Below are 10485 nucleotides of genomic sequence, written 5' to 3' on the forward strand. Positions count from 1 at the left end.
TCATGCCCGGCAAGCCCAATGCGCTGCCTGCCACCATCCGCCTGCAGCCGGCCTGGTAATCCATGAGCCTGCACGGCCATATCCTGCCCGCGTTCATCGTGCTGCTGGCCTGGTTCGGCAGCACGGGCGTGGTCGCCTGGCTCGCCAATCGCGGCAAGGCGACCTTCGCGCGGAGCCTCTCCTGGGCGGGCTTTGCCGCAGGCATCTGCCTGTGCGTCATCGTCTGGGCAGCGCACGGCCATGGCGCGGGCGGCCCTTCGGCGCTCGATGCCTATATCAGCTTCGGCGCGGCGCTCGTCATCTGGGGCTGGCTCGAACTGACCTTCCTCACCGGCATCGTCGCCGGGCCCCGCCGCACCGCCAGCGATCCGCACGCGCGCGGCTGGCGGCGGTTTGCCGATGCGGCGGCGACGCTGATCCATCACGAGCTCGCGATCGCGATCGTGCTGGTGATGCTGGTCTCGCTCACCTGGGACAGCGCCAACCCGACCGGTGCGGTGATCTTCAGCCTGCTGTTCGCGCTGCGCCTCTCGGCCAAGCTCAACCTGTTCGTCGGCGTGCCCAACATGAGCGACGAGATCATGCCGGGGCATCTCGAATATCTGAAGACCTATTTCGGCCCGCGCCGCCTGCATGGTGCGCTGGCCTTCAGCCTGGTTGTGCTCGGCGCGCTGTCGCTGTGGCTGGGCGCGCGTGCGCTCGCCGCGCCTGACGACAGCTTTGCCGCGGTCAGCGCGACCCTGGTGTTCACGCTCGCGGCGCTCGGCGCGCTCGAGCATCTGTTTCTGGCGCTGCCGTTCCGCGACGGCGCGCTCTGGCGCTGGGCGCTGCCCGACGCTCGCAAGGGATAAAGAAGGAGAGTGGTTATGGACTATGAGGGGTTTTTCCAGAGCGAAATCGATACGATCCGCGACGAGGGCCGCTATCGCATCTTCGCCGAGCTGGAACGCCATCGCGGCCGCTTTCCGCACGCCACGCGCTATACCGATGAGGGGACCGACGAGGTCACCGTCTGGTGCTCGAACGACTATCTCGGCATGGGCCAGCATCCCGATGTGCTCAAGGCGATGCACGACACGCTCGACCAGTGCGGCGCGGGCGCCGGCGGCACGCGCAACATCTCGGGCACCAATCACCACCATGTGCTGCTCGAGCGCGAACTCGCCGATCTGCACGGCAAGGAAGCCGCTTTGCTGTTCACCTCGGGCTATGTCTCGAACTGGGCGGCGCTCGGTACGCTCGCGGCCAAGCTCCCCAATTGCGTGGTGCTGTCCGACGCCGGCAACCATGCCTCGATGATCGAGGGCATCCGCCACAGCCGCGCCGAATGCCTGAAGTTCAAGCATAGCGATCCCGAAGATCTCGACCGGCTGCTCGCCGGCGTCGCGCCGGGCCGGCCCAAGCTGGTCGCGTTCGAAAGCGTCTATTCGATGGATGGCGACATCGCTCCGATCGCCGAAATTCTCGACGTCTGCGAAAAACACGGCGCGATGAGCTATATCGACGAGGTCCACGCGGTGGGGCTCTATGGCCCGCGCGGTGGCGGCATTGCCGAGCGCGAAGACCTGATGGACCGGATCACCGTGATCGAAGGCACGCTCGGCAAGGCGTTCGGCGTGATGGGCGGCTATATCGCCGCCTCGGCCGCCTTGTGCGATTTCGTGCGCAGCTTCGCCAGCGGCTTCATCTTCACGACCGCGCTGCCGCCCGCGCTCGCCGCCGGGGCTACGGCCAGCATCCGCCATCTCAAGGCCAGCCAGATGGAGCGCGCGCGCCACCAGGAACGCGTCGCCCGGGTACGCAAGCGGCTCGACCTGATGGGCATCCCCCATCTCGACAATCCGAGCCACATCATCCCGGTGATGGTCGGCGATCCGCACAAGTGCAAGCGGATCAGCGACTGGCTGCTGGAAAATCACGGCATCTACGTGCAGCCGATCAACTATCCCACCGTGCCCAAGGGGACCGAGCGGCTGCGCATCACGCCCTCGCCGGTGCACAGCGACGGCGATTGCGACAAGCTGCTCCACGCGCTGAGCGACATCTGGTCGCAATGCGAACTGGCGCGGAGGGCCGTGGCGGCCTGAGCGCTACCGAAGCACCCTCGTCCTTCCCGCATACGCGGGGTCCCGCTTCTTCGCCCGACGTCGGAGCAGGATGCTGGACCCCGCCTTCGCGGGGGTGACGGCAACGGGCATGAATCGCCTGTCGCCGAACAAAAAAGGCCGCTCCCGAAGGAGCGGCCTTTCGTGTCTCGGCGCAAACCGTGATCGGGTCGATCAGGGCTGCTGCAGATAGGCGATCAGGTCGGCGCGCTTCTGCGCGTCGGGAAGGCCTGCGAACACCATCTTGGTGCCCGGGACCACGCGCGCGGGCTTTTCCAGATACTGGAACAGCTTTTCCGGGGTCCAGGTGATTCCGCTGTTCTTGTTGGCGGGCGAATAGTTGAAGCCTTCGACCGAGCCGGCGGCGCGGCCGACGATGCCGGCAAGCGAGGGGCCGACGCGGTTCTGGCCGGCTTCCTTCACGTGGCAGGTCTTGCACTGCACGAAAACCTTCTCGCCCTCAGCGGCGTTGCCGGTGAAGTCGGCAAATTTCTTGCCGTCGAGCGTATCGGTATTGTCCGCAGCAGGCGCTTCGGCCGCAGCCGGGGTCGCGGCGGGGGTTTCGGCACCGGCGTCAGCGGCCGGAGCGGCGGCTTCTTCCTCGGCCTTGGGGGTTTCGCTGCCACCCGAGCAGGCGGCCAGCATAGCAACGCCGGCAAGGACGCCGGCATAGCGCAGTGCATTCATTCTGGACATGAACTCTCCTCTTGCTCGGCGACATTCGCCCTGAAGCATCGGTCAATATAGACGAGCCGCACCCGTTGAAAAGTGGGCAAGGCTGCGGATGAACGCCAGATGAAGAAAAATGTTCACGGAAAATGGCAGTGGCGCTGAAAATTTACGGGTTTCCGGAGTGCTGCGCGGTCATTCGCCCCGCCCGAGCGCCCAGCCGAGCCACGCTCCTTACCTGAATCAGCGCGCGGCGCGTTGACGGGAAATGGGGGCGCTTGAAGGAGACACATGATGAGCAAGCTGTTCCGCAATATTCTGGCAGGCACGCTGCCGCTGGTGGTTCTCGCTCTGCCCGCACAGGCCGGCACCCCCCGTACGCTGCCCGCGCGCGACGGCGCGCATGCGCCCATCGTCCGCACCGAACCTGTCCAGGGCGTCTACAACCAGTCGTGGTACAATTATGTCGCCGACATCAACGAGGCGGACAAGGAACTGACCAGCGATCTCAAGCGCGCGACCGATCGCGAGGACAGGGCCGACGCGTGGGAAGAATATGAGGTCGAGCTGGCCGATGCCGACAAGGATTATGTCAAGGAAATGCGCCAGCGCGGTTACAAGGTCGGCCGGGTAACGGTGAAAAAGCGCCCGCTCAGGTCCAGAATCCGCGGCGGTACCATTTGGTGATGATATATTTGGTCCCCGCGGTCACGGGGTTGCCGCTGTGAAGCATATAGGGGTTCGGGCGGCCATCGGGTCCCATGTTGTTCCAGATCAGCAGCATGCCCGTGCGCGGCAGCATCTTGAACGATAGCTGCGGAAATTCGGTCTCGCCCCCGCCCTGGGGTTCGTTCAGGAACACCATCGCCGTCCAGCTGCGCTGCCCTCCGGCCAGCTTTTCCTTCTGCCAATAGGGCTGGCTGGTGTGGAAATAGTCGTGGTGCGGCTTGAACTGCTGGCCGATCGCATAGCGCTGCCCCTGCAGCGTCTCACCCCGGCGCGGGTCGATCCCGGTCAGCCCGCAGATTCGGTCGTCGATGCGGAGCACATCGGGGTGCCAGCGATCGAGATTGCAGCTGTAGCTCGTGCGAAAATCGCTCTGGTCGCCGGTGCCGGCGCGATACAGTTCCGAAGGGATCGCGTCGGCGTCGATCATGCGGATCAGGTCCGCGCACTCGGGCGCGGTCATGAAATCCTGATAGCAATAGACCTGCATCGGCACCTTCACGTCGTCGAAGGTGATGCGCTGGACGCGCGGGTGCGCGTCGAGTCGCTCGCCGACCTCGCGTCCGATTCTGGCGAGTTCGCGCCGATGCAGAAAGTCGCTGATCATGCGGTGGGGGATGGCGCGCGCGCCCTCGCGCTGTCAAGTCGGTCCGCCGTCGCAAGGAAAGACCCGCCGGATTGCTCCGGCGGGTCTTGCACAGGTCGCAGCATGCGCGAGCACAGCCTTACCAGAAAAAGTCGTTGATCACATCCACAACTTGACCTGTGTAAATATCCACGAGCAGCACGTCGCCATAATAGCGGACCCAGCGATACTGGCCATAGGCGGGCGGCAGGCGATAGGACCAGGGGTCGTTGATCCAGAAGCTGCTGGCAAAGAACGGCGCGCCCAGCGTGAAGCCGATGCCGATGCGGCGGTAGTTCCAGCCGCGCACCGGCGGATAATAGCGCCCGACATTGAAGAATGCGCGGTTCTGGTTGCGCCAGCCATACCAGTCATAGCGGCGGAGCTCGGCAGCGTCGGCCTTGCCAGGGGGAAGCAACAGGCTTGCCGCAGCCATGGCCGCCAGGGCGATCGGCAGACGGACATAGGATCGCTTCACCCGCCGGGCCAGCGGAGCGGGGGGGTCAGCGGAAACGGGTTGCACGATGGGATACTGGGACATGACCAAAATCGACCTTCCGATAATGGCCTGGGCAATCGTGTCGGCAACCACGCGGCACAGGACTGTTGGTACTGCTCAACCGTTACCAGTCACAGGCTGACCCTCAGCTTAACCGATTGATTGACCTTGTGTTCAGAAATGTAAACCATTGTGCACGCTAGTCATCGAATTGCATTGCGTGCAGCGAGGCATGTGCGTAACCTGCCCCTGCATGAGTTCGCAAGCGGTCCGTGTTCTGGCGCTGCTCACCGGCAAGCCCCGCCCTTTTCGTGAGGATGGCACGATGAGCGCCATCGCGCGCCAGCCGATGACGGGTCCCGTCATGCTGGGCGAACTGGGGTTCGAAGGCGATCAGGTCGCCGATACGGTGCACCATGGCGGGCCGGACATGGCGATCCATCATTATCCCTTCGATCATTATGCCTATTGGCAGCAGCGGCTCGACACGCACAAATTGCTGCAGAAGCCCGGCGCGTTCGGCGAGAACATCTCGACGCGCGGGCTGGTGGAGAGCGACATGCGGATCGGCGACCGGTTCCGCCTGGGCCAGGCCCTGGTCGAACTGACCAAGGGCCGCCAGCCCTGCTGGAAGCTCGACCACCGCTTCGGCGTGTCGGGCAAGCAATCGGTGATGGCGGAGATCGTGCGCACCGCGCGTTGCGGTTTCTATTACCGTGTGCTTGAACCGGGGCTCGTCCAGGCGGGCGATGTCATGCGGCTGGTGGAGCCGGGACCGTCGGCCTGGACCGTGGACCGCGTGTTCCGGCTGCTGGTCGGCGGGCAGTACAAGGCAGAGCCCGAGGCGGTGCGCAAGCTCGCCGATCTGCCCCAGCTCGCCGCCGACTGGCGCCAGCGGGCGGCCGCGCTCGCCGATTGAGGGGAAAGCACATGAAATCGATCCGCTGGCTGTTGCTGGCTTCGGCCTGCATCGCGGGCCCGGTGTTGGCGCAGGAGAAGGTCGATCCCGCCCAGATTCACCAGTCGATCCTGACGCTCGACACGCATCTCGACAGCCCGGCCAATTTCGACCAGCCCGGCTGGCGCATCACCGACCGCCACGACGTGCTCGCCGATACCACCCAGGTCGACCTGCCGCGCATGATCGAGGGCGGACTGGATGGGGGCTTCTGGGTGATCTATACCGATCAGGGGCCCAATGACGCGCGCGGCTATCAAGTGGCGCTGGCGCATGCGCTCAAGCGTCTCCACCAGATCCACGATTTCGTCGCCGCCAATCCTCAAAGCTTTGCCATCGCGATCCGGGCCTCGGACGCCGCGCGCATCGCCGCGGCCGGGCAGCGCGTGGTCTATCTGTCGATGGAGAACAGCTATCCGCTGGGGAACGACATCGCCAATCTCGATGCCTTCTACCAGCTCGGCCTGCGCATGGCGGGGCCGGTGCACAATGGCACCAACCAGCTCGCCGATTCGACCAATGGCGAGCCGCTGCACGGCGGCCTCAGCGATCTCGGCAAGGCCTGGGTGCGCGAGGCGAACCGGCTGGGCATCATCATCGATGCCAGCCACGCCGCGGACAGCACCTTCGACCAGCTGCTCGAGCTATCTAAGGCGCCGATCATCCTGTCGCATTCTGGGCCCAAGGCGCTGCACGACCATCCGCGCAACCTCGATGACGCGCGGATCAAGGCACTCGCGGCCAAGGGCGGGGTGATCCAGGTCAACAGCCTGTTTCTGTCGCCCGACAAGCCGCGCCCGACGGTCGATGCGCTTCGCCCTCGCATGGAGCAGGCGGCCGATCTGCCGCCAGCAGAGCGCGCCGTACTGATGAAGCAATGGGCCGAGGCCAATGCCGCCGAGCCGCGCTCCGACACCGATTTCGACCGCTACATGCAGGCGATCTTCCATTGCATTGATCTGGTCGGGGTCGACCATGTCGGCATCGGCGCGGACTGGGACGGCGGCGGCGGCGTGATCGGGCTCAACCAGATCAACCAGATTCCGAAGATCACCGAGGCGCTGCTCAAGCGCGGCCTTTCGCGCGAAGATGTCGAGAAGATCTGGAGCGGCAATGTGCTGCGCGTGATGGCCGAGGTGGAGCGCGTCGCAGGCAAGTGAGCGCCGGCGCGATTGCGCGTGGCTTTGACGGGCGCGGGGTGTATGCTCAGGCCGTGGGTCCGGCTGGGAGAAAGCCATGACGCGCCTGTTGTTCCGCCTGTTCGCGCTGCTCTGTGCTGCGCTGCTGCCGCTCTCGCTCGCCGGCGCCGCCGCGCCCGAGCGCAAGCCCGATCTCGCCGATCTGGTCGCGGGCACCTATGTCGGCGACATCATTTCCGATGCGCGCGGTTCCTCGAAATCGGGGGTGACGATTACGGTGACCCGCGTGGGCAAGGACCGGGTGGCGATCGCGTGCGATTGCGCGCGCATCCCGAAAGTGGAAATCCCGATCGAGCGCGCAATGGACGCGATCCTTGCGAGCAGCGGGCCGCACGTCTTTCTGATTGAGAACCAGCGCGACCCGCGCCGGCTCAGCCTGACCATCGACGACGCCTCGCTGAGCCTGGAAAAGCAGTAGCCGTCAAGCCCGCGAAAGCGGAAATCCCGCTTTTGCGCCCATGTTGGAGAAGGAAGCGGGACCCCCTGAGTTCACGGAACAAGTGCAACACCTGCTAAGATGCAGTGTTGCACTTCAAACGTGAATCCACACCCCCGCGTGCGCGGGGGTGACGAAACGGGGCAGCTGGAAGGTTACGCCATTTCCACCGCGAACAGCGTCTTGCCCTGATAGCGCTCCTCGTCGGGATTGAACACCGGCTGCAGGTCGAACTCGTACGCGGTCAGCGCGATATCGCCAAGCCCGTCGAGCTTGAACGCACTGACCTTGAGCTCGCGCGGGGGCTTGCCGTCGCGTTCGAGCGTCACGCCATCGAGATAGAGCTGGTCGTGCTTTGTATACAGGATGTGCGGCGCCAGCCGGATGCGCTGCCGGTTATAGGTCGCCTCGAGGCATTTGCGCAGCGCGATGGCTTCCAGGATGGTCTTGTTTGTATCCATCGCGACAATATGACCAATGCTGCACCGCGTTTCAACGGAAAATTGTGCGGTGCAGCATAAGTCCAGGCGGTATCAGGCCTTTTCCTCGGCCTCCAGCTCGGCGAGCCATTGCTCGAGCCACTTGATCGTGTACTCGCCCGACAGGAAATCGGGTTCGTCGAGCAGCGCCTGGTGCAGCGGGATGGTCGTCTTGACCCCCTGCACCACGAACTCCTCGAGCGCGCGCTTCAGCCGCATGATGCAGCCCTGGCGCGTGCGGCCATAGACGATCAGCTTGGCGATCATGCTGTCGTAATAGGGCGGGATGCGATAGCCTGCGTACAGCCCGCTATCGACGCGCACATGCATGCCGCCGGGCGGGTGGTAATAACTGACCAGGCCGGGCGAGGGCGCGAAAGTGCGCGGGTCCTCGGCATTGATGCGGCATTCGATGGCATGGCCGCGAAACTCGATCTCGTCCTGCTTGACCGAAAGCGGATGCCCTTCGGCAATGCGGATCTGTTCGCGCACCAGATCGACCCCGGTGATCGCCTCGGTCACCGGATGCTCGACCTGAAGCCGGGTGTTCATCTCGATGAAGTAGAACTCGCCATTCTCCCACAGGAACTCGATCGTCCCTGCGCCGCGATAGCCCATGTCCGCCATCGCCTTGGTGACGACGCCGCCCATCCGCGCGCGCTCCTCGGGCGTGATGACCGGCGAGGGGGCTTCCTCGAGCACCTTTTGGTGGCGGCGTTGCAGCGAGCAGTCGCGCTCGCCCAGGTGAATGGCATTGCCCTTGCCGTCGCCGAAGATCTGGAACTCGATATGGCGCGGGTTGCCCAGGTACTTTTCCATATAGACGGTGTCGTCGCCGAACGCCGACTTGGCCTCGCTTCCCGCCTGCTGCATCAGCGTCTCGAGCTGGTCCTCGCTCGGCACGACCTTCATGCCGCGGCCGCCGCCGCCCGATGCCGCCTTGATCAGCACCGGATAGCCGATCGATGCCGCGATGATCTTCGCCTCGTGGATGTCCTTGATCGCACCATCCGATCCGGGGACCAGCGGCATGCCGAGCGCGCCGGCGGTCTTCTTGGCCTCGACCTTGTCGCCCATGGTCCGGATATGCTCGGGCTTGGGGCCGATCCAGATGATCTTGTGCGCCTCGACGATCTCGGCGAACTTGGCGTTTTCCGAGAGGAAGCCGTATCCGGGATGGATCGCATCGGCCTGACTGATTTCCGCTGCCGAAATGATGTTGGCGATGTTGAGATAGCTCTGGCCGGCGGGCGGCGGGCCGATGCAGACCGCTTCGTCGGCGAGGCGCACGTGCATCGCATCGGCATCGGCGGTGGAGTGCACCGCGACCGTCTTGATGCCCATCTCGTGCGCCGCGCGGTGGATGCGCAGCGCGATTTCGCCGCGATTGGCGATCAGGATCTTCTTGATGGCCATGGGCTTACTCGATGACGACGAGCGGCTGGTCGAACTCGACCGGCTGGCCGTCCTCGACCAGGATGGCGGTGACCTTGCCCGCGCGCTCGGCGGTGATCGGGTTCATCACCTTCATCGCCTCGATGATCAGCAGCGGATCGCCGATCTTGACCGCAGAGCCGACGCTGATGAACGGCGCGGCACCCGGTTCGGGCGCGAGATAGCTGGTGCCGACCATCGGCGACTTGACCGCATTGGCCATCGACGGCGCGGCAGGCTCGGCCGGTGCAGCCGGGGCTGCAGCCGCGGCGGCCGGGGCAGCAACGGGCGCGGGCGCGGCGGGTACCGCGACGCTGGCGACCGGCGCGGCGCTGATCGTGCGCGCGACCCGGATCTTGCGATCGCCGTCTTCCACCTCGATCTCGCTCAGCCCGGTTTCGCCCAGCAGTTCCGCCAGTTCGCGCACCAGTTTGCTGTCGATGTTCATGCCGCCTCCCTGTTTGTTGTTGCCGCTTTTGCCGCTTGGTGATGCCATATTCCTGCGCCCTTTTGATTCTGGTTGGATCAGGGGCGGCTCTTTGGCTGCTCCCCGCGGGAATTTCAATCGCTCGCCCGCATCATGACAGCAGATGCCTGGGCGTCAAAGCTCATAGCAGCGCCGCCGCCTCGAGCGCCAATAGATAAGACGTTGCGCCAAAGCCGCAGATCGTGCCTTTTGCCGCGCGTCCGACGAACGAGACGTGGCGGAAGTCCTCGCGCGCGTGCGGGTTGGAAAGGTGCACCTCGATCACCGGCGTGGTGATCGACCGGATCGCATCGAGCAGCGCCACCGATGTATGCGTATAGGCGCCCGCGTTGAGCAGCACCGCCCTGGCCCCGGTCGCCTGCGCCTCGTGCAGCCAGTCGACCAGATGGCCTTCATGGTTGGACTGGCGCATGTCGATGGCAAGGCCCAGCGCCTGCGCGCGGTCTTCCAGCCGGTCGGCAATATCGTCGAGCGTGTCCGATCCGTAGATTTCGGGTTCGCGCAGGCCCAGCAGATTGAGATTGGGTCCGTTGAGAACGAAGATGATGGGCTGATCGGCCATAGGGGTTTCCGTTCGCCGGCCGGATGCCGCGAAGCGTCCCTATGCGGGAAAGCGCCCGGTTAGGCAAGAATCCCGCTGCGGATCCCGATCGGTCCGCCGCCATAGAGCCAGTCCCAGCGCGCCATCACCGCGTCGGGACGCGCGCTGGCAGCGCGGCCGAGCGGCAGGCGCATCGCCAGCGTGGCGAGCGGATTGCCCTCGTGAAAATCCACCCCGTTCGATCGCGCCATCGCCTGGATGCGCGCGGTGCGCGGCTGGCGCAGCGCGAAGAACCGCGCCAGCGCGGGGTCGATATCGCCCGCGAGC

Annotated in this window: 14 protein-coding genes; 6 read left to right on the forward strand and 8 right to left on the reverse strand. The window is 65.1% G+C overall.

Features of this window, described 5'->3' with window-relative positions:
• The first annotated feature begins 62 nt into the window (after positions 1 to 62).
• Both puhE and hemA read left to right on the forward strand, forming a co-directional pair.
• A complete protein-coding gene (gene puhE / locus DM995_RS13450) occupies positions 63 to 851 on the forward strand; it encodes a putative photosynthetic complex assembly protein PuhE (RefSeq protein ID WP_023837628.1) in 789 nt (262 codons plus the stop codon).
• Between the two features lie 15 nt (positions 852 to 866).
• Positions 867 to 2087, forward strand: a complete 1221-nt coding sequence (hemA, locus tag DM995_RS13455) for a 5-aminolevulinate synthase (protein ID WP_116969749.1) — start codon at positions 867 to 869, stop codon at positions 2085 to 2087.
• Between the two features lie 192 nt (positions 2088 to 2279).
• Here the strand turns inward: hemA and DM995_RS13460 are convergent, their stop codons facing one another.
• Positions 2280 to 2792, reverse strand: coding sequence for a c-type cytochrome (locus tag DM995_RS13460; RefSeq protein WP_023837626.1), 513 nt, complete (start codon positions 2790 to 2792; stop codon positions 2280 to 2282).
• 276 nt (positions 2793 to 3068) lie between these two features.
• Here DM995_RS13460 and DM995_RS13465 point away from each other — a divergent pair, with 276 nt between their 5' ends.
• Positions 3069 to 3461 (forward strand): hypothetical protein, encoded by a 393-nt coding sequence (locus tag DM995_RS13465; RefSeq protein WP_157973209.1) that lies wholly within the window; start codon positions 3069 to 3071, stop codon positions 3459 to 3461.
• On the opposite strand, the gene DM995_RS13470 is transcribed toward DM995_RS13465, so the two are convergent.
• Positions 3427 to 4107 (reverse strand): prolyl hydroxylase family protein, encoded by a 681-nt coding sequence (locus DM995_RS13470; protein ID WP_116969751.1) that lies wholly within the window; start codon positions 4105 to 4107, stop codon positions 3427 to 3429. The genes DM995_RS13465 and DM995_RS13470 overlap by 35 nt on opposite strands.
• 118 nt (positions 4108 to 4225) lie before the next feature.
• Positions 4226 to 4666: an RcnB family protein gene (locus DM995_RS13475; RefSeq protein WP_232824390.1), complete on the reverse strand. Its 441-nt coding sequence runs from the start codon at positions 4664 to 4666 to the stop codon at positions 4226 to 4228.
• Between the two features lie 211 nt (positions 4667 to 4877).
• Between DM995_RS13475 and DM995_RS13480 the strand changes: the two genes are divergently transcribed.
• The 3 genes from DM995_RS13480 to DM995_RS13490 all read left to right on the forward strand — a co-directional run bounded on the left by DM995_RS13480 (position 4878) and on the right by DM995_RS13490 (position 7199).
• Positions 4878 to 5543 (forward strand): MOSC domain-containing protein, encoded by a 666-nt coding sequence (locus DM995_RS13480; RefSeq protein ID WP_116969752.1) that lies wholly within the window; start codon positions 4878 to 4880, stop codon positions 5541 to 5543.
• Between the two features lie 11 nt (positions 5544 to 5554).
• Entirely contained in the window at positions 5555 to 6742 is a 1188-nt protein-coding gene (locus DM995_RS13485) for a dipeptidase (RefSeq protein ID WP_116969753.1), read from the forward strand.
• Between the two features lie 76 nt (positions 6743 to 6818).
• Positions 6819 to 7199, forward strand: coding sequence for a hypothetical protein (locus DM995_RS13490; RefSeq protein ID WP_116969754.1), 381 nt, complete (start codon positions 6819 to 6821; stop codon positions 7197 to 7199).
• A gap of 173 nt (positions 7200 to 7372) precedes the next feature.
• Here DM995_RS13490 and DM995_RS13495 read toward each other — a convergent pair whose 3' ends face one another.
• The 5 genes from DM995_RS13495 to DM995_RS13515 form a co-directional block, all read right to left on the reverse strand.
• Positions 7373 to 7678, reverse strand: coding sequence for a hypothetical protein (locus tag DM995_RS13495; protein WP_023837619.1), 306 nt, complete (start codon positions 7676 to 7678; stop codon positions 7373 to 7375).
• Between the two features lie 72 nt (positions 7679 to 7750).
• Positions 7751 to 9112, reverse strand: coding sequence for an acetyl-CoA carboxylase biotin carboxylase subunit (accC, locus tag DM995_RS13500; protein ID WP_023837618.1), 1362 nt, complete (start codon positions 9110 to 9112; stop codon positions 7751 to 7753).
• 4 nt (positions 9113 to 9116) lie between these two features.
• Positions 9117 to 9578 carry an acetyl-CoA carboxylase biotin carboxyl carrier protein gene (accB, locus tag DM995_RS13505; protein ID WP_034515746.1) on the reverse strand — a complete coding sequence of 154 codons (462 nt, stop codon included), beginning with the start codon at positions 9576 to 9578 and terminating at the stop codon, positions 9117 to 9119.
• 160 nt (positions 9579 to 9738) lie between these two features.
• Complete coding sequence (gene aroQ / locus DM995_RS13510) at positions 9739 to 10179, reverse strand: type II 3-dehydroquinate dehydratase (RefSeq protein WP_116969755.1); 441 nt, start codon at positions 10177 to 10179, stop codon at positions 9739 to 9741.
• Between the two features lie 59 nt (positions 10180 to 10238).
• On the reverse strand, positions 10239 to 10485 hold a 247-nt coding region (locus DM995_RS13515), incomplete at its 5' end, for a hypothetical protein (protein WP_198669366.1).

The sequence above is a fragment of the Blastomonas sp. UPD001 genome, assembly GCF_003426715.1.
Classification (GTDB): domain Bacteria; phylum Pseudomonadota; class Alphaproteobacteria; order Sphingomonadales; family Sphingomonadaceae; genus Blastomonas.

Bases quoted from the DNA above. Each gene is read 5' to 3' on its own strand.
- aroQ (WP_116969755.1), bottom strand. From the start codon at position 10,179: ATGGCCGATCAGCCCATCATCTTCGTTCTCAACGGACCCAATCTCAAT.
- DM995_RS13470 (WP_116969751.1), bottom strand. From the start codon at position 4,107: ATGATCAGCGACTTTCTGCATCGGCGCGAACTCGCCAGAATCGGACGC.
- DM995_RS13495 (WP_023837619.1), bottom strand. From the start codon at position 7,678: ATGGATACAAACAAGACCATCCTGGAAGCCATCGCGCTGCGCAAATGC.
- hemA (WP_116969749.1), top strand. From the start codon at position 867: ATGGACTATGAGGGGTTTTTCCAGAGCGAAATCGATACGATCCGCGAC.
- puhE (WP_023837628.1), top strand. From the start codon at position 63: ATGAGCCTGCACGGCCATATCCTGCCCGCGTTCATCGTGCTGCTGGCC.
- DM995_RS13480 (WP_116969752.1), top strand. From the start codon at position 4,878: ATGAGTTCGCAAGCGGTCCGTGTTCTGGCGCTGCTCACCGGCAAGCCC.
- DM995_RS13460 (WP_023837626.1), bottom strand. From the start codon at position 2,792: ATGAATGCACTGCGCTATGCCGGCGTCCTTGCCGGCGTTGCTATGCTG.
- accB (WP_034515746.1), bottom strand. From the start codon at position 9,578: ATGAACATCGACAGCAAACTGGTGCGCGAACTGGCGGAACTGCTGGGC.
- DM995_RS13485 (WP_116969753.1), top strand. From the start codon at position 5,555: ATGAAATCGATCCGCTGGCTGTTGCTGGCTTCGGCCTGCATCGCGGGC.
- accC (WP_023837618.1), bottom strand. From the start codon at position 9,112: ATGGCCATCAAGAAGATCCTGATCGCCAATCGCGGCGAAATCGCGCTG.
- DM995_RS13490 (WP_116969754.1), top strand. From the start codon at position 6,819: ATGACGCGCCTGTTGTTCCGCCTGTTCGCGCTGCTCTGTGCTGCGCTG.
- DM995_RS13475 (WP_232824390.1), bottom strand. From the start codon at position 4,666: ATGTCCCAGTATCCCATCGTGCAACCCGTTTCCGCTGACCCCCCCGCT.
- DM995_RS13465 (WP_157973209.1), top strand. From the start codon at position 3,069: ATGAGCAAGCTGTTCCGCAATATTCTGGCAGGCACGCTGCCGCTGGTG.